General features: G+C 45.1%; 13 protein-coding genes. 7 read left to right on the top strand and 6 right to left on the bottom strand.

What is annotated here, in order from left to right:
* Both IQ270_RS01690 and IQ270_RS01695 read right to left on the bottom strand, forming a co-directional pair.
* Positions 1 to 576, bottom strand: a complete 576-nt coding sequence (locus IQ270_RS01690) for a Uma2 family endonuclease (protein ID WP_193971342.1) — start codon at positions 574 to 576, stop codon at positions 1 to 3.
* Positions 577 to 664: 88 nt separating this feature from the next.
* Entirely contained in the window at positions 665 to 1,939 is a 1,275-nt protein-coding gene (locus IQ270_RS01695; RefSeq protein ID WP_193971344.1) for an ATP-dependent DNA ligase, read from the bottom strand.
* A gap of 355 nt (positions 1,940 to 2,294) precedes the next feature.
* Between IQ270_RS01695 and IQ270_RS01700 the strand changes: the two genes are divergently transcribed.
* From IQ270_RS01700 to IQ270_RS01720, 5 genes are all read left to right on the top strand, one after another.
* A complete protein-coding gene (locus IQ270_RS01700; protein WP_193971376.1) occupies positions 2,295 to 2,600 on the top strand; it encodes a glutaredoxin family protein in 306 nt (101 codons plus the stop codon).
* 169 nt (positions 2,601 to 2,769) lie between these two features.
* Positions 2,770 to 4,275 carry a UDP-N-acetylmuramoyl-L-alanyl-D-glutamate--2,6-diaminopimelate ligase gene (locus tag IQ270_RS01705; protein WP_193971345.1) on the top strand — a complete coding sequence of 502 codons (1,506 nt, stop codon included), beginning with the start codon at positions 2,770 to 2,772 and terminating at the stop codon, positions 4,273 to 4,275.
* Positions 4,276 to 4,585: 310 nt separating this feature from the next.
* Complete coding sequence (locus IQ270_RS01710) at positions 4,586 to 5,587, top strand: hypothetical protein (protein WP_193971347.1); 1,002 nt, start codon at positions 4,586 to 4,588, stop codon at positions 5,585 to 5,587.
* 367 nt (positions 5,588 to 5,954) lie between these two features.
* Positions 5,955 to 11,420, top strand: a complete 5,466-nt coding sequence (locus tag IQ270_RS01715) for an ATP-binding sensor histidine kinase (RefSeq protein ID WP_193971349.1) — start codon at positions 5,955 to 5,957, stop codon at positions 11,418 to 11,420.
* A 35-nt stretch (positions 11,421 to 11,455) separates the two neighbouring features.
* Positions 11,456 to 11,680, top strand: a complete 225-nt coding sequence (locus IQ270_RS01720) for an ATP-binding protein (protein WP_193971351.1) — start codon at positions 11,456 to 11,458, stop codon at positions 11,678 to 11,680.
* 402 nt (positions 11,681 to 12,082) lie between these two features.
* Here the strand turns inward: IQ270_RS01720 and IQ270_RS01725 are convergent, their stop codons facing one another.
* Complete coding sequence (locus tag IQ270_RS01725; RefSeq protein WP_193971354.1) at positions 12,083 to 13,651, bottom strand: sensor histidine kinase KdpD; 1,569 nt, start codon at positions 13,649 to 13,651, stop codon at positions 12,083 to 12,085.
* Between the two features lie 270 nt (positions 13,652 to 13,921).
* Here IQ270_RS01725 and IQ270_RS01730 point away from each other — a divergent pair, with 270 nt between their 5' ends.
* Positions 13,922 to 15,325 carry a TldD/PmbA family protein gene (locus IQ270_RS01730; protein ID WP_193971356.1) on the top strand — a complete coding sequence of 468 codons (1,404 nt, stop codon included), beginning with the start codon at positions 13,922 to 13,924 and terminating at the stop codon, positions 15,323 to 15,325.
* A gap of 137 nt (positions 15,326 to 15,462) precedes the next feature.
* Here IQ270_RS01730 and IQ270_RS30575 read toward each other — a convergent pair whose 3' ends face one another.
* The 3 genes from IQ270_RS30575 to coaE form a co-directional block, all read right to left on the bottom strand.
* Positions 15,463 to 15,609 carry a hypothetical protein gene (locus tag IQ270_RS30575; protein WP_228055997.1) on the bottom strand — a complete coding sequence of 49 codons (147 nt, stop codon included), beginning with the start codon at positions 15,607 to 15,609 and terminating at the stop codon, positions 15,463 to 15,465.
* Between the two features lie 101 nt (positions 15,610 to 15,710).
* Entirely contained in the window at positions 15,711 to 15,914 is a 204-nt protein-coding gene (locus IQ270_RS01735; protein WP_193971358.1) for a hypothetical protein, read from the bottom strand.
* A 468-nt stretch (positions 15,915 to 16,382) separates the two neighbouring features.
* The gene (gene coaE, locus IQ270_RS01740; protein ID WP_193971360.1) at positions 16,383 to 17,009 is read right to left on the bottom strand and encodes a dephospho-CoA kinase; all 627 of its coding nucleotides are present in this window, start codon (positions 17,007 to 17,009) and stop codon (positions 16,383 to 16,385) included.
* 207 nt (positions 17,010 to 17,216) lie between these two features.
* On the opposite strand from coaE, the gene IQ270_RS01745 reads away from it, so the two are divergent.
* A partial coding sequence (locus tag IQ270_RS01745) for a filamentous hemagglutinin N-terminal domain-containing protein (protein ID WP_193971362.1) occupies positions 17,217 to 18,166 on the top strand: 950 nt, incomplete at its 3' end.

Below are 18,166 nucleotides of genomic sequence, written 5' to 3' on the forward strand. Positions count from 1 at the left end.
TCATAATATCATGCCGGGGACTTTTTGATAATTTTGGGCGATCGGGCAGCGAAAATCTATACTTGTCAACTCTAACTCATCTCGTTGTCCGTAAGTTTGAGAAACCCAATTTCCCTCAGCATTGAGTCTAAAACATTCAATTTTGATTTCAGATTGATTGATGAGCACGTATTCCTGCAAACTCGATGCAGTTTGGTAATCGGCAAATTTATCGCCCCTGTCAAAAGATGCGGTTGAAGGCGACAAGACTTCCACAATCAAAGACGGATACAGGATAAAATCCTCGGTGGAATTTATCTCTCTTTCATCGCAAGTAACTGCTATATCGGGGTAATAATAGCAATTTGCCTCTTCCAATCGGACTTTTATATCTGATGTGAGAACTAAGCATGGCGAATTGCGAAGATGCGTCCCTAGCAGCATGATTAAGTTGCTAGAAATAATAATATGGGGCTTTTTTGCACCTGTCATTGCATAAACGTGTCCGCGTCTGTACTCGTGTTTGATGGGGCTTACTCGTTCGCCTTCTAGGTACTCTTCTGGGGAGATGTAGAAATTATTTTTGCTAACAAACATTGATGTTTCCTCCAATATTTTGATTTGACACTATTGGTTAATAATCGCATACCTGGGTGGGAAACCGCACTGCGGTTTCCCTACAAATTTAACAAATTTCTAGAAATCGCGCGTGCCACAGTTTGCCGCTTTCCGTCAATCCCTGCGATCGCACTTTAATTTTAACTCCCCGAGGGTTAGCCTCATAGAGTCGGGCAATTTCCTGCATTTCTTCGCTGCTAAAGCCCGTTCCCACTGTTCCTATCGGCAGTAATTCGCCCCCAATTTCTGGCGCGACTTCGATCGCACTAAAGGGCCGCCCCGCAACTTTAGTCGGTGTCAACCCGACAATCAACAAATCGTATTCCTGACAGTATTTAGTTCTTACTATCGCAAATCTTTTAACATCTTTCCCGCCCACATAACAGCAGTTGTGCAAAATCCAAACTTCGCCTTCTCTGTTTTCAGATTCCTGCTGATTTGCTAATAAAAGTTTTTCGGCGGCGGTGCGAAATGTCGGTACAATTTCAAATTCTGAAGATAAACTTGCCAGCAATTCACCAACTGCAACTCCGGCTGCAATTCGTTCCGATTCCGCCAACCCAGTCAAGTCTTTGCCGTGGGAAAACAAACATTTAAAAATCGCATAAACTGCGGTTGGCTGGGTTGTCGGGAAACCCATTTCAATATTAATTGAAGCAGCTTGCGCTCCCGTGCGGTGTTCGCTGCCGGTACAGCTTTTGTAATACAGTTCACCGTCTAAAACAAAGGTGCCAATTTGAGCGGCTGTGTCTGTTAATGCGCGATCGATCGCAATTGATGCTTGTTGTCGCAGGTTAGTCGATCGCGATTGGTAGTACACTTTATCTGGTGTCGCCACAACCACAACTCGGTTCCCGTCCCGTTTTGGCTGTCCCCAATAATCGGGATTTTCAATATAATAAGAACGATCGCTGGGCGCGTCAACAGGCTGCATCGTCACAATCCTTCCCGGCTGCAAATGTGGCGGCAATTCAGAAACCACGGGATTGTTGAGTGTTTCTATTTTGGTAGCAGCCTTTGATTTTGCCGCAGCAGCCACATTGCTACTAGAATTTTTGGCAGTGTTTTCAGTCGGCTTTTCTCCAGTTTCCAACTCAAACGCTCTTTTCCAAAACCCCACCGCCATTTCCGGGTATCCTTCCGACTCCGCGCACAGTGCAAAACCAATAACTTTTGCCGTACCGATGCCGCGCCCGTAATCAGCCAAATACTGCACCGCCCCCGCTTCACCCATCAAGTGCAATTCCCGCTGAACAATGCGATTGTTCCAGCGTTCTCGAATATCGGCGCTAATTTTTTTAGCTGCTTTTCGCTTTGCTTCTGCGTATTCGGTGCAGTCCATACTGCCTCCTTTTTGTAGGGCTACTTAATATACTATACTCAAGCTTGATTTATTAGTCAAGGTTAAGTTGATAATTAGGAGGTTTGAATAAATTTAACTCTTTCATTTGTGCAGTAGATTTATTTTTTAACCGCAGAGGCGCAGAGGGCACAGAGAAAGAGAAGAAAGAAAACGATAGGCTTGTAGTGGTGTTTTGATTTTCAATGGCGGTAATCTGTTCGCCGCCAATGCTAAGATAACTTCGATCGCACATTGCGACCAATAAAGTCGCGAGTTGTGTCTTGCTCGCGTTGGGTTCGCCAACTTGCGATCGCCCTTTCGATAATTTAAGAGCGAATTTAATCTTACTCTAATGATGCGATTGATTTTGTACAGCAAGCCCGGATGCCACTTGTGCGAAGGGTTGCAAGAAAAACTAGAACAGATTGAAAGCCTCAAATTTGAACTCGAAGTCCGAGACATTACCCAACGCGACGATTGGTTTGAAGCTTATCAGTACGAAGTTCCAGTTTTGTTTAAAGTCCACCCCCAGCCCAAAAATTCTGGTGTCGAACCTGCATTTTCCTCCGAACAACTGTTACCCCGTCCTTCGCCCCGCTGCACAGTCACCCAATTAAAGCAAATGTTACAGAAATATATGCAAATCGATCCGTCACAATAATAATACGATTTATGCAAAAACTCAGGTTTTAATCCTGGCCTCGGCGTGCAGGCCGCACACAGAATAGCTGTGTGGGGCGCGCACCGCCAAGCACTGCAAAGCCGCACCCAGACTGGCTAAAATAATTGCGTAAGTCATATTCAAAACATCCAAGTGAGGAGTTTTTTCGATGAAATTGAGAGAATTATTAGCAGCACTTCCCGACATCTCCTTTGACGCCCAACATCCGGCCCTCGATGCGGAAGTCAAGGGTTTATCGACTAATTCTCACGCTTGCGGGGCGGGGGATTTGTTTTTGGGAATGCCGGGAAGTCGCGTAGATGGCGGAGATTTTTGGCCGATGGCGATGACATCCGGTGCAATTGCCGCCATAATTTCCACCCCAGCAGCCGAAAAAACACCTTCCCCAGACGGTGGAAACTGCGTCATCCCAGCAGCGGATATGGCTCGAGTTTGCGGTCAAATAGCAACTGCATTTTACGGCAATCCAGCTAACAAATTAAAACTTGTCGGCGTAACCGGTACCAACGGCAAAACTACAACAACTCATTTAATCGAATTTTTGCTCAATCAAATGCAGTTGTCTGCCGCGATTTTTGGCACGCTTTACACTCGCTGGCCCGGTTTTCAACAAACTGCACTTTACACCACACCTTTTGCGCTTGACCTGCAAAAACAACTAGCAGAAGCTGTAGCCGCCGGATGCAAATACGGCGTGATGGAAGTCAGTTCCCACGCTTTGGCACAGCAGCGAGTTTTGGGCTGTACTTTTGAAGTTGGCGTGTTTACAAACTTGACTCAAGACCATCTCGATTATCACCGCGATATGGAAGATTATTTTGAGGCAAAATCTCTGCTGTTCAGTCAAGATTATCTCAAAAATCGCGCGGTAGTTAATATTGACGATTCCTACGGGCGGCGGATAGTTGAAACCCTCAAATCAGATAAAATATGGAGTTACAGCACTAGCGACAAAAAGGCGGATTTGTATGCTTCCGATTTACAATATCAGCCCGACGGAGTTAAGGGAATCCTGCACAGTCCCAAGGGCGAAACAGCTTTTGTTTTGCCTTTAGTCGGTCAGTTCAATTTATCAAATATGTTGGCTGCTGTCGGCGCTGTTTTAGAATTGGGTTTAGATTTGTCGGCAATTGTGGAGAAATTATCTCAGTTTCCGGGAGTTCCGGGACGGATGGAACGGGTGCAAATTAGTCCCGATCAAGATATTAGCGTGATTGTGGATTACGCGCACACTCCTGACAGTTTGGAGAACTTGTTGAAGGCTTCGCGGCCGTTTATTCCGGGGCGGATGATTTGCGTGTTTGGTTGCGGGGGCGATCGCGATCGCACAAAACGCCCGATCATGGGTAAAATCGCGGCAGAATTGGCCGATGTTGCTGTGGTTACTTCGGACAATCCGCGCACTGAAAATCCCGATCGCATTTTGGAAGATGTTCTCGCAGGTATCCCCGCCACCGTAAAGCCTGTCGTCATGGGCGATCGCGCCGCAGCCATTCACACTGCTATCATCAATGCTAAACCCGGAGATGGCGTGCTAATTGCCGGAAAAGGACACGAAGATTATCAGATTTTGGGCACCGAAAAAGTTCATTTTGACGATCGAGAACAAGCACGAGATGCCTTGAAAGTAAGAATCAACAAAGTTAACAGTTAGTTCACCAAATATCCTGAACCCGGACTTCTTAAAAAAGTCCGAGTTCAGCAATCAATAACTAGCAAATAATACTTAACAAAAACAATATAAAAATATCAGTAATTATACTTATATAAAATTCGACTAGCACTATTATAATTGTGTAAAAGACATTTAAAAAAATAGCAATTGTTATGATCTAAATCACTCAATATCCAATTCCAGATCACATTCAATCAGGTATTGGCATTACTATCATCAGACAAGATCGATTACATCTGTAACAAACAAAATATCATTATTAACCTATAGCGCTGCGAACATTGAACCCATGACTAATTATCCGTATTTGGTTAGCTCCACATCATTCGATCCTCTGTCACCTTCGGTAGACTTATCTGTTTCCTTTGCTCAAAAATATATGCAGCAGGTGAAAGGCACTTCTCCAGGAGCTGCTAGTGACGATCGCTTTGCGGAAAGACGGCGCACTGGAATGGCAAAAACCATGTTGGATTCGCTGCGTTCGGTGAGTGCAAAATCTTGGACTAAAACCGACAACCTGCTAGCGAAAGAGTTAGTTATGCACGGAATTGATAGCGAACTTGTCGATCCCTGGCAGATTTCTGGTGGCATCCATAAAGTCTACAAATCTGCGATCGAAGCCTACGCTCATCAACAGCCATCCTACAGTATTGTCAACAAAGTCAGCCCGGTGCTCGGCGAAGTCCGCAAGCAAGTCACAGCAATTGACCCCCGCGTCATTGGCTTTGTGGCCATGCAGTATCACTACACAGGAATGCAGTTGATGGAGTTGCTTCCCGACAGCGAACAAGAAAACTTTGGTAACTACGTCAAGATTCTCGACGATCATCTGTATATGCCACTACAACGAGCTTACAGTGCGGCGGGGAACCATCCAGCCGATTCGGTAGCGCTGCAATCTGTACGGGTGCTGATGCCGATGATGACCAAGATTTCTGAACGGGTGGTCGATCGCGTAAATCAATTATATCCACGCTATCGTTGTCATTCTGGCCCCCTCAACAGCCCACATATCCGCACATCTAGCATCCGCGATGTCGAGATGTTTCAAGTTTATATGTGGGTTTGTCTCCTGGAAGGCAATCTCCACGCCCTAGAGACGGAACTGTTTCCACTGTGCGTGATGATTTACCCGAAACTAAATGTGAGTTGGGAACTTGTTAGCCAAATGACTCACTTACTACGCAAGGAAATTTGTGCTTGTCTAACACCTGAACAAGCCAGGTATTGTGAACCTTTCTATGAGATTTTGCGTCGTATGTTTTCAGCCGAAGTTTTCCCCAATGCTTGAGAATGAATGAGCTTGATTACGATGACAACGGAATGATATAAAGCAATACGGTTTACTTAAGACGATCGCCCTGGCATCCCCTTAAAAAGGAGGGGACAAGAATCGGATCGAATTCCCCCTACAACCAGGGGGATACTGCAAGGGATCTCCTGGGCATAAATATGTTAAGTGAACCGTATTGTGATATAGAGGATATGGCAATGCCGTGTCCTGGCTGTGAGTAATATTAATTGCGATGCTACCGAATTTGATATCATTAGGAGTCCAGGCTTGTAAACACGATCGAGCCACTGGGTGCATCTACTTGACCCGAAAATTACATTTAAAAAAATCGGACAAAATACTTTAACAAAAAAGAGCTATCGCTATGATAGAACTAACTGGTTATCAAATTCTCGATCGCATTTATTCAGGCACTCGCACCCTCGTGTATCGCGGAACTCGGATCTGCGACGACACACCCGTCGCCATCAAAATCTTGCGGAACGAGCATCCCAGCTTCAACGAACTCGTGCAGTTTCGCAATCAGTACGCGATCGCCAAAAACCTCAATTTACCCGGAATCATTCAAACCTACAGCCTGGAAGCGTACCAGAATGGCTATGCGTTGATCGTCGAAGACTTTGGAGGAATTTCCCTCAAGGAATGGACGAGGGAAGGGGAAACAGTGCCGTCTTTGGTTGAATTTTTATTGATTGCGATCGACCTTTGCAACATATTAGATCGACTTGGCCGCGATCGCATTATTCACAAAGACATCAAACCAGACAACATTCTCATCAATCCCCAAACAAAACAAGTCAAAATCATTGACTTCAGTATTGCATCATTGCTGCCCAGGGAAACTCAAACCCTGATCAGTCCCAACTTATTGGAAGGAACACTCAGCTATATATCTCCCGAACAAACCGGCAGAATGAATCGCGGCGTTGATTACCGCACAGATTTTTATTCTTTGGGCGTTACTTTTTACGAATTGCTAGCAGGAGAGTTGCCGTTTCAATCTCACGATCCGATGGAATTGGTACACTCCCATCTTGCCAAACAACCGCCATCACTGTATGAAATTAATCCAGAAATCCCGGCGGTACTCTCGGCAATTGTCAGCAAATTGATGGCGAAGAATGCTGAAGACCGCTATCAGAGCGCATTCGGATTAAAGCATGACCTAGAAAAATGTCTGTCTCAGTGGCAAAAAACAGGAAACATCGTTTTGTTTGAATTGGGAGAACGAGATATGAGCGATCGCTTTACCATTCCTGAAAAATTATACGGTCGCCAAACGGAAGTAGAAACCCTACTCAAGGCCTTTGACCGCGTAGCGAACCCCCTTTCATCCCCCCTTACCAAGGGGGGACACAGGGAAGTAGAAATGATGCTAGTCGCGGGTTTTTCCGGCATTGGAAAAACCGCCGTTGTCAACGAAGTCCACAAACCGATTGTCGGAGCGCGCGGCTATTTCATCAAAGGCAAATTCGACCAATTTAACCGCAATATTCCCTTCTGTGCTTTTGTGCAAGCATTTCGAGATTTAATGGGACAATTGCTGAGCGAAAGTGATGCTCAGTTGCAGGTTTGGAAAACGCAGATTCTGGAAGCTGTTGGTGAAAATGGACAAGTCATTATTGAAGTCATTCCCGAATTAGAACGGATTATTAGTCCTCAGCCGCCAGCGGTGGAACTGTCGGGAACATCTGCTCAGAATCGCTTCAACTTACTATTTCAAAAGTTTATCCAAGTTTTTACAACCCAAGAGCATCCTCTGGTAATATTTTTGGACGATTTGCAATGGGCCGATGCGGCATCTCTCAAGTTGCTGCAACTTTTGATGGTTGAATCAACAGCAGGCTACTTGTTAGTGATAGGTGCTTATCGGGATAACGAAGTGTTTGCAGCGCACCCGTTGATGCTGACTTTGGAAGCGATCGCCCAAAGCGACTCGATAGTTAATACAATTACGTTACAACCCCTGAGTCATTCCAGCCTGAATCAGTTGGTAGCCAATACGCTGAATTGCTCGACTGCATTAGCGCAACCACTCACGGATTTGGTATTTCAAAAAACCCAAGGTAATCCCTTTTTTGCCACCCAATTTCTGAAAGCTCTGCATCAAGATTGCCTCATTAACTTTGATACTCAATTAGGACATTGGGAATGCGATATCGCCAAAGTGCGATCGGCTGCATTGACCGATGATGTCGTGGAATTCATGGCATTGCAGTTACAGAAACTACCAACAGCGACCCAAACTATCCTCCAACTAGCAGCTTGTATTGGCAACTCTTTTGATTTGTCTACTTTGGCGATCGTTTCAGAGCAAACAGAAGCCGAGGCTGCCACTCACCTATGGAAAGCCTTGCAAGAAGCGCTGATTCTACCCCAAAATGAAGTTTATAAGTTTTATTTGGGAACAGTTCAGACTGCCGATACTACTCATGAATCCGTAAGATATCGATTTTTACACGATCGGATTCAGCAAGCTGCCTATTCCCTGATTCCAGAATCACAGAAAAAAGCCACACATTTAAAAATTGGTCAGCTTTTGTTGACAAAAACACCTCAATCAACCCAGAAAGACAATATTTTTGATATTGTTAATCAGCTCAATATCGGTGTTGAAATAATCACAAATTCAGAGCAATTAAATCATCTCGTTTCACTCAATCTACTAGCAGGAAAAAAAGCAAAAGCTGCTACAGCATATGCAGATGCTGCCAGATATTTAAATATTAGTTGGGCATTACTCGAATCTGATAGTTGGCAAACTCAGTACGATTTGACCCTGGCTGTTTGTCTCGAAACAGCAGAAGCAGAATACCTGAATGGTAACTTTAATCGGCTACAAAAAATGGGTCAAATAATTTTAAGCCATGCTCTACATTTACTCGATCGTCTCAAAATATATGAGCTACAAATTCAATCTTTTCAGTCACAAAGTATGATGATAAAAGCGATTGATACAGGTTTGGAAGCATTGGAAAAGTTGGGAATTAACATCGATGCCAGTATCGGCGATCGCGCGATGCCAGAATTACCACGATTTGAAGATTTAGACAAGATTCCAGAAATGACAGATCCGCAGCAACTCGCCACATTGCGGATTCTCATGGCACTTTTTCCTCCGATTTATATTGCCAGACCCGATATGCTCCGTCTCCTGATCTTAACGATAGTAAATTTTACCATTGAAGGTGGACATTCTGGATTATCAGCTTATGCTTATGCGCTCTATGGCACGATTCTCTGCGGAGCGCCTGGAGGCATTGAGCAAGGATATCATGCCGGAAAATTAGCATTAAAGTTGTTAGATAAATTTCCAGAAATCGCACTAAAAGCAAAAATTTATACTTTATTTAATGCTAATATTCGATTGTGGAAAGAGCCAGTAAAAGTGACACTCAATGCTTTGATCGAAGGATGCCAAAGTGGTTTAGAAACTGGGGATTTGGAGTGGGCTAGTTATAACTCCATGCACTATTGTACCAATTTATTTATAGTTGGAGAAAACTTAACAATAGTCGAGTCTAAACAAGCTCCTTACCTCGATCTACTAATCAAACACAAGCATAATTTTGCCTTGTCTTACGCAAAAATTTGGGCGCAAGCTACCTTGAACTTACAAGGCAAATCGGCTGACAAGCTGCTATTGATTGGAGAGCATTTTGATGAATTGTACTTCCTGCCACTTTGGCAAAATACCAAGAATTATATGTCCTTATTTGCGCTAGGTGTTGCCAAAGCAAATATTTTATATTTATTTAAGCAATATGCGAGTGCTTTAGATTGTACTTTGCTGGCTGGGAAATACATACAAGCTGCAATCGGATTGATTGCGAACGGTGTTTATAACTTTTACAACTCATTGATTCTGCTCGCCCTCTACCCTCAAGCTGAACCGATCCAGCAGAAACAATATATGCTGGCGATCGAGCAGAATCAAGTAAACCTCCGAGAATGGTCTGATTGTGCTCCGCAGAATTTTCTCCATAAGTATTTGTTGATTAAGGCAGAACAAGCACGAGTATTTGGGAATATGCTTGAGGCAATAGAGTATTATGACCAAGCAATTCAAGGTGCAAAAGATACGGGATATCTTCAAGAAGAAGCCCTGGCTAACGAACTAGCGGCCGAGTTCTACCTCGGCTGGGGTAAAGAAAAATTTGCAGCAAGCTATCTACAAGAAGCCTACTATTGCTATTTTCATTGGGGAGCAAAATCTAAAACTGATGACTTAAAAAAACGCTATCCCCAGCTCTTAAATTCTATCTTGCAGAACCCACAAAATCGATTAATTCTCCAGGAAACTCTGATTTCAAACAGAAATCACTCGTCTATTTTCGATCAAACTATCCCAAGCAGTCATTCTAGGAGCAGTAGCATTTCTGAGAGTCTAGATTTTGCCAGCATCCTCAAAGCTTCCCAAGCTTTATCTGGTGAAATTCAACTGGAGCAATTGATTTCTACCTTATTGAAAATCGTCATGGAAAATGCCGGAGCAGATAAATGCGATTTAATTTTACTAAAGGATGAGAATTTAGTTATAGAAGCCACGGCTGATTTAGGCGATCGAACGACAGATAATAATTTTTGTCTAAGCCGAGAAATTCCTGTTCAATCAAGTAAAAATATCCCTCATTCTCTGATTAACTATGTTTCTCGCACTCAGGAGACTGTAGTCATTGATGATGCTGCTCAGAGTTATCTAGCCTCGGATGCTTATATTCAAAAGCACAAGCCCAAAAGTTTATTGTGTACTCCGATCGTCAATAAAGGTAAATTAATTGGAATTCTCTATTTAGAAAATCGCTTAACCCAAGCGGTATTTACTCGCGATCGCCTGCAAGTGATCGAACTGCTGATGGCCCAAGCTGCGATCGCCTTGGAAAACGCTCAACTCTACAGCCAATTAGAGGATTATTCCTACACCCTAGAACAAAAGGTGGAAGAACGCACCCAGCAGTTACAAGAAAAAGCCACTCAACTCGAAGCCAGCCTCCAAAAACTTTACGCGACTCAATCCCAACTCATTCAAACAGAAAAGATGTCAAGTTTAGGACAGTTGGTTGCCGGAATTGCTCACGAAATCAACAATCCCGTTAACTTCATTCACGGCAATCTCAACCATACTCACGAATATATTACATCTTTAATTGAGTTAATTGACTTATATCAAGAACTCTATCCACAAGCCCAACCAAAAATTCAAACGAAAATAGACGAAATTGACCTAGAGTTTATCATTGAAGATTTACCGATGATCCTAGGTTCGATGACGACAGGAACCGAGCGCATTAGCCAAATAGTTGAATCTCTGCGGAACTTCTCTCGCCTTGATGAATCTGAGATTAAACCGATCGACATTAATTCAGGAATTGATAGCACTTTATTGATTTTGCAGCATCGACTGAATGCTAGTGAAAAATATCAGGAAATCCAAGTGATTAAAGACTATGGTAAAATGCCTTTAGTCAACTGTTACGCATCGGCACTCAATCAGGTGTTTATGAATATTCTGAGTAATGGCATAGACGCTTTGCGACAAGCAGAGGATAAGGGAGCTAATTTGAATAAAAAAAAGACTCTGATGCTTCGGACTTTGGTTCAGGATGCTCACAATGTGGTCATTCGTATTGCAGACAATGGTATAGGAATAGAACCCTCGTTTGTCAATAAGATATTTGAACCGTTTTTTACCACAAAACCTGTGGGTAAGGGTACGGGCTTAGGACTGTCAGTCAGCTATTCGATTATTGTCGATAAGCATGGAGGTAGTATCGAGGTTAATTCAACGCTTGGAGAGGGAACAGAATTTACGATCGTCATTCCTATTTAGTAAAAAAAATTAGTAAACAATTGCTCTGAGGTCTTATGATTTGTACTGAAATAGCGATCGACCTTTCAACCGTAGTAATTCGGATCGAAGATAACGGCTTGGGTATGTCCGATTCAGTAAAGTTGCCGATATTCGACTACCTGTTTAGGATCGAAAACTTAATAACTGAAACACCTCCTACAGTCCTCTCTCCTGTAAGTTGCCTTCCTCAAAGAAGACTCTTCCTCGCCTCAGAAGCATTACCAGCCTCTTCCTGGTAACGAGGAATCGCTTACTTAAGTTATTAAATAAATTTTCATTCCTTACTACAAAAGAGGTTGGAAAATTAACGGGATTGGGATTGACAATTCCCCCTCAGATTGTAGAAGAAAAACATGGAGGTAAACTGAGTTGTATTTCGACACTGGGAGAAGGAACTGAGGATCGTGAATTAAATAATTTAGACAAGTTTGTGGGATGGGCGGGAGAGCCCGTCCCACAAGAACAATAAAGATTGCAAGTTATTTAATTCTCATTCCTGAGTTTGTTATTGAGATTTTCATTGATTCCAATTCTTGATTTTTAAATATGGTTTGTACCGAGGACTTTAGTCCTAAGATTTATGCGGACTAAAGTCCTAACGCTCGAACTTATTTTGTTGTGTTCTAACGGGTGTAATATGACTATTGCAGCGGCAAAAACACGGTCATCACCTCACCTTTTTCAGGGCGCTGGCGTATTACCAATCTCCCCCCAGCGGCCCGAAATAAATTCTTAGTCACGCTCAAATTTAAACTCAAACTCCCCGTTTCCGGCTGCACCATCAACAAAGGTCCGATCGACCTTAGAGGAGTATTAGTATTCGCTGCGAAAGTCGATTCGCCTTCAGGATCAGATAGGTGTTCCGATTCCAACTGCAACTTTAACTGATCGCCCGCCAAAGTCACCTCGACTTGAATGTGACTTCCCGAGGGCAAAGTTCGAGTATAATTCTCAATCAAATTAGTTAAAACCTGATCCAACATTGTCGGATCGCTGACCACCGCCGGCAACTTTTTCGGTACAATTACTTCCAAAGTGTGGTTGCGCTGGCGAGCCGCATTTTGCCAGCGAGGAATGCTATTTTGGATCACTTCACCGAGGGACATTGCTGTTAGGTGTAGCGCCGAATTTTTGGCTTGCGACATTTCCATTTCTACGGCCCTAAAAATCAAACCGAAGCGGTCAATTTGAGCCGTACATTCAGCGTCGATCGTTTTCAAACGCTTGACCACCACCGGATCGAGTTTGGGGCGTTTGAGCAAAAGCCGAGTCAGGGTGCGAATGGTAGCCAAAGGAGTGCGGACTTCGTGGGCGATCGCCTGCAACAATTCCACCTCTTTAGTAACATGAGGCAGATGAGACTTGCAATTGATATTTTGCCGCTCTTTCAAACTATCATCAATCTTTTCAGTTTTTACCCTCGCTACTTCGTCTTTCCCAACGGGCAAATTATGCAACAGCAAGCGGGCAAACTGCGCGACTGTTTGATAGTTGGGAGCCACGGGCAAAAACTGTTGAAATAGCGCGTCTAACTTAGTAGAATTATTAGCGGTTAATTGGCTGGCTGGCAAGTTGATATCTCCGTCAGTATTGGCAAGCAAACTGTCGCTTTCAGTCACCCTGCGCCGCAAAACTTCCCAAGCTTTGGCGACGATTTGTGGGTCGAAAGAAAATAGAAAAGCCGGAATTCCCGCAGAATTTTCACCCAAAGCCATCACCAGACTAAAAGTAGCAGTTAGAACCAAACAAAACTGCTCGTTGGCCAAAGGATCGCCGCTCGCCAAAGCCAAAGCCGGGGCGGCCGCAGGCACAGATATTTGCCGATCGGCAGCCGGTAGCAAAGCTAAAGTTTGTCTAGCATGAAAAGACCACAAAGCTGCATCGCTGTCAGGAATACTGGTAAAAATCCAATTAGCAAAGCCACCAGCCACAGCGGGCTCTGTCAAAACCGAAGACGGGCCGGACAAAACCAATCCCTGACAGGAATTGGGGATTGGGGAGAGACAGTGTTTTTCTCGATCGAGCATTTGATTCAAAGCAGCGATCGCCCCGTACCACTCCTGTTCAGCCTTCAACCTAGGGGCCGCACGCATCGCGGGACACTTAGGGCGGCCGTTTTCCCTGTGCAACCTCGGATCGAGACTCAGGTCGTTTTCAGGGCCAGAGGAGGCTAAAATTTCGCTTATTGTCGGTAGAAAGTAAGTATTCACAGTAGTTATAAACCACCTTCACATACATGAAGGATGAAGTATTTATGTATAGAAATGTTCGGGAGCAAGAATTCAAGCACTAGCAGGCTCGAAAAAACCCGCCTAATTTCTTGCGCCTTGCTCCTCACCCACAGGATATCTATATTTGTCAACTAACGATATTGGCAGAACCGTACAAATAAGTCGCAATCTCCGCGCTTCGGGCGATATTTTGGACGATCGCCCTCACAAAAGTGCAAAATAGATGCAGTTAAACACCGTGCTTTCCTTATGCCCACCTCGATCGCCGACTCAAAAAATCTGCTGTCAGACTTAATGGCACGCTACCGAAACCAAGTAGATTATCTAGCAATTCGGCTCGAAGAAGCCGAAGGCACCGACATCTTGCTGCGGGGCGAAAAAATTGAAACCCTCAGCGAAGGAGTCTCAATTGGAGGTCAAGTTCGAGCTTGTCACAAAGGCGGCTGGGGCTTTGCCAGTTTTAACAGACTTTCCACCCTCGCCGAAAGAATCGAAGAAGCCATAGCCGCGGCCAAACTAATCGGCGAAGAAGAAACAATTCTCGCGCCAGTAAAGCCCGTACAGGACATTTGCTTCCTGCCGCTGACAGGAACAGATCCCCGTCTGGTGCCGCTAATTGAGAAAAAGCAATTGTGCGATCGTTACGCAGCCATTTTGCGAAGCATAGACCCCCGCATCGCCACCATCTCCGTGCGCTACGGCGACAGCACCCAGCGCATCATCCTCGCCACCTCCGAAGGCACCATGCTCGAACAAGGTTGGGCAGACATGGAAATGCGCTTTGCCGCCACAGCCCGCAGCGGGGAAACCGTACAAACAGGCCGCGAAACCACCGGTTCCCGGAAAGCTTACGAAGATTTAATGGAACTCGACAGCCAAGTTCGCAGCGCCGCCCAGCGCGCCGTAGACTCCCTAGCCTTACCCCCCGTCTCTGGCAACACATACACCGTCGTCATCGACCCAATACTCACCGGATTGTTCGTCCACGAAGCCTTCGGGCACCTTTCGGAAGCCGACATGGCCTACGAAAATCCCGACATCTTGGAAGTGATGACCCTCGGCCGCCAGTTCGGCCCGAAAAACTTGCAAATTTTCGACGGTGCAGCGCCTCCGGGGCACCGGGGCAGCTATTTCTACGACGACGAAGGCACTCCGGCGACTACGACTCAGTTAATTAAAGACGGGGCTTTAGTCGGGCGGCTGCACTCGCGGGAAACAGCGGGCAAATTGGGAGAAACAGCTACAGGTAACGCTCGCTGTTTGAATTATCACTATCCGCCGATCGTCCGCATGACAAATACTTGGATCGATCGGGGCGACACACCTGTTGCTGACTTATTTTCTGGGATCGAAGAAGGAGTTTACGCGCGCAATTGGCAAGGCGGCATGACTAACGGCGAAATGTTTACTTTCAGTGCTGGGGAAGCTTGGATGATCCGCGATGGCAAACTGGACAATCAGGTGCGGGATGTGACTCTTTCGGGTAATGTTTTCAGCACTTTAGCCGATATTGAGGCGATCGGCGACGATTTCTACTGGGACGAATCCGGCGGCTGCGGCAAGGGAGGACAAAGCGGCTTACCCGTCGGCTGCGGCGGCCCGAGTTTGCGGATTCGCGATGTGGTTGTTGGCGGCGAAGCTGCCCAAGAGTAATATCAAGTTCGGCGAAATACATATAATTCTTGTAGTGGCGGGCGGTTCAACAGACAATAATTGCCTCAAACCAAGAATAAGCGTAAACCCGCCCCGGTCGGAGATTATAAGTAACTACCCGAACTTGATATTAATCCTTAGTTCAAAAATATCCTAATTATATTATGTCCGGTCATATAACCATCATAAAAACGGTTTGTAGTGAGGACTTTAGTTTTTCCGCTGTCAACGACTTGCATTCCGATGCGGAGAACGTTGTAGATCGCCGGTAATCGATCGAACATGATATTACTGACTTTTCCCCCAAAAAAAAGAAGCAAAAATACTAAAGCTAATAACTCAGTATATTTCGCATCTTTTTGGGGGAAATATTTTTTTCTAGGGTTTATCTGCCGCTGCCCCGTTCGGGCAAGGTTTCTTTATCGGTATCTGCCTGACAGCTTTGAGTGTCGGCTGGATCGATGATAATTTGGGGAATAAAGTTGTCTGGAGATAAAAAGGTCGATCGAGCTTCCAAGCTTTGAGCGTTAACTGCGGTGCAGCTCAGTAACAGGCTTGACATCAGGATGGAAGAGTAAACGCGCATCATAAAGTTGGGTGTTTGTATTTTCCACTTCTTGATACGCAGCCTGTCCTCTGCTATCAGGTAAAAAAATCAAATTGCGGCGAAACCATCAATTAGTAATTAACGGTATCTGCAAATTTTTTGAGTTTCCGTCAAAAGGGGGTAAAACCCCTCATGTAAGTCGCTTGTTCGCTCGTAATTTCGAGTTGTCGCCTAATTGCTTGCCAACAGCAGAATTCAACGCCAGGATTTTTTTTAAGCTCTTGAAACAAGGAAATAAAAACTGCAAATTATAAATTATTATTAATCTTCAGATTAACTTCATAATTTATTGATAAGGCATTTTTCGGCAACAATAGGTCACGATTGATAATCGGTAAAGCTGATTACATAAATTTGCGATCGCGAAACCGCAGATGTCAGGCAGATAAACACAGATAAACGCAGATAAATTTATTTTGTAGCAGATGCCTCAATCTCAAAGCTCAAAGCTCAAATCGATCGATTGAGTTGTGCATCTACTTGTAGAAATAGCGAGTCGAGGGTTGAGGAGTTATCCAAAACAACATCAGCTTGTTGGCACTTTTGAGCTAGCGGCATCTGGGCATTAATGCGGGCATCTGCCCGATCGCCATTCAAGCCATCTCGCTGCATTAACCGTTGTAACTGCACTTCGGGCGAACAGTACACCACCCAAATTTCTGTACACAAATCAGTCATGTTAGCTTCAAACAGCAGCGGCACTACCAAAACTACAGTCAATGTATTTGGCGATACCCGATTCCATGCAGCAATGCAGGTTTGAGTTTCCTCAACTAAGCGGCGGCGCACATAAGGGTGAATCTGTTGTTCCAACCACTGCCGTTCGGCTGGGTTACAAAAAATAATATTTCCCAATTCTGGCCGATTTAAATTGCCGTCGGGCAGCAAAAGAGTAGCGCCGTATCGTTGTACAATAGAGTCGAGTATTGGCGAACCTGGATGAACAGCTTCGCGGGCGTAAATATCGGCATCTAAAATCGGCAATTTACAAATATCTGCCAGATAATGAGATGTAGCGGTTTTGCCGGTGGCGATGCCTCCTGTTAAACCGATCGCGCGGACAACTCGATCGCTCATAATTTTCTAGGGTTTAAACAGAACAGTGTTTCGACACTCAGTCTATGTCTTTGTTATGTTTGTGACACAATCAAAATTAGACTTAAAATTGGAATTTTGGGATCGAGAGCTAGCGTTAGGAAGTGTCAGCATTGGGGTGCGATCGACTCTTTTTTAGCTAAAATTTCCATTTTTAACTCGAATTAAGCTCTAGATCGAGGCAAACTTATGAATGCTCAACGTGCTGCGCGATCGATTCTGGCAGCAATTCCCCTGGCTGGATTTTTGATATTAGATTTTTTACCCAACCTGGTTTTTCTCAAAGAAAATAGCAGCGGATGGGAGATTGTAGCAATTTATCCCCAATCTCAAATTGCTGCTGCAGAGTCGATCGTTCCAGCACCAGAGGGCACAGGCACCGCCATCACCCCAAAACCGGGCGCTCGCTACGACATTACAGGCGGCACGCCCTCGCGAGACGGAGCAAATCTGTTCCACAGTTTTACTCGATTCGGCTTGAATTCTGGCGAAACTGCCAATTTCATCTCCAACCCAGCCATTAAAAATATCCTCGGCCGCGTTGTCGGCGGCGACGCTTCCTTAATTAACGGTTTAATTCAAGTTAGCGGCGGCAATTCTAACTTGTACCTGATCAACCCGGCAGGGATTATTTTCGGAACAAATGCCCGACTCGACGTGTCCGGGTCTTTTTTTGCTACCACCGCTAGCGGTATCGGTTTTGACAGCGGCTGGTTCAGCGGTACGGGGGCGATCGACTACGCGGCCCTCGTCGGAGAGCCGAATGCTTTTGTTTTTGGGACACAGTCGGGGAGTATTGTCAATGCCGGCGATTTGGCTGTCGGAAGCAGGCAAAATTTGACTTTGCTGGGCGGTACTGTCATCAGTACGGGGAAACTTTCAGCCCCCGGCGGTCAAATTACTGTGGCGGCCGTCCCGGGCGAAAATCGGGTGCGGTTGAGTCAAAACGGACTTTTGCTGAGTTTAGAAGTTTCTCCGGCTGCGGGAGTGCCTGGTTCTGCGGCTCTGCCGTTTTCTCCCCTGAGCTTACCTCGACTGCTTTCGGGCCCCGGCGTTGCTGAGGCTACGGGTATAAGTACGAACGATCGCGGTGAAGTCGTACTGACGGCCGGCCAAACAGTGCCTGCAATGCCAGGAAC

Source organism: Microcoleus sp. LEGE 07076, assembly GCF_015207455.1.
Taxonomy (GTDB): domain Bacteria; phylum Cyanobacteriota; class Cyanobacteriia; order Cyanobacteriales; family Microcoleaceae; genus Microcoleus.

What these genes read in the sequence shown, in the direction of transcription:
- IQ270_RS01690 (WP_193971342.1), bottom strand. Translation starts at nt 576, where the DNA reads ATGTTTGTTAGCAAAAATAATTTCTACATCTCCCCAGAAGAGTACCTA.
- IQ270_RS01695 (WP_193971344.1), bottom strand. Translation starts at nt 1,939, where the DNA reads ATGGACTGCACCGAATACGCAGAAGCAAAGCGAAAAGCAGCTAAAAAA.
- IQ270_RS01700 (WP_193971376.1), top strand. Translation starts at nt 2,295, where the DNA reads ATGCGATTGATTTTGTACAGCAAGCCCGGATGCCACTTGTGCGAAGGG.
- IQ270_RS01705 (WP_193971345.1), top strand. Translation starts at nt 2,770, where the DNA reads ATGAAATTGAGAGAATTATTAGCAGCACTTCCCGACATCTCCTTTGAC.
- IQ270_RS01710 (WP_193971347.1), top strand. Translation starts at nt 4,586, where the DNA reads ATGACTAATTATCCGTATTTGGTTAGCTCCACATCATTCGATCCTCTG.
- IQ270_RS01715 (WP_193971349.1), top strand. Translation starts at nt 5,955, where the DNA reads ATGATAGAACTAACTGGTTATCAAATTCTCGATCGCATTTATTCAGGC.
- IQ270_RS01720 (WP_193971351.1), top strand. Translation starts at nt 11,456, where the DNA reads ATGATTTGTACTGAAATAGCGATCGACCTTTCAACCGTAGTAATTCGG.
- IQ270_RS01730 (WP_193971356.1), top strand. Translation starts at nt 13,922, where the DNA reads ATGCCCACCTCGATCGCCGACTCAAAAAATCTGCTGTCAGACTTAATG.
- IQ270_RS30575 (WP_228055997.1), bottom strand. Translation starts at nt 15,609, where the DNA reads ATGTTCGATCGATTACCGGCGATCTACAACGTTCTCCGCATCGGAATG.
- IQ270_RS01735 (WP_193971358.1), bottom strand. Translation starts at nt 15,914, where the DNA reads ATGATGCGCGTTTACTCTTCCATCCTGATGTCAAGCCTGTTACTGAGC.
- coaE (WP_193971360.1), bottom strand. Translation starts at nt 17,009, where the DNA reads ATGAGCGATCGAGTTGTCCGCGCGATCGGTTTAACAGGAGGCATCGCC.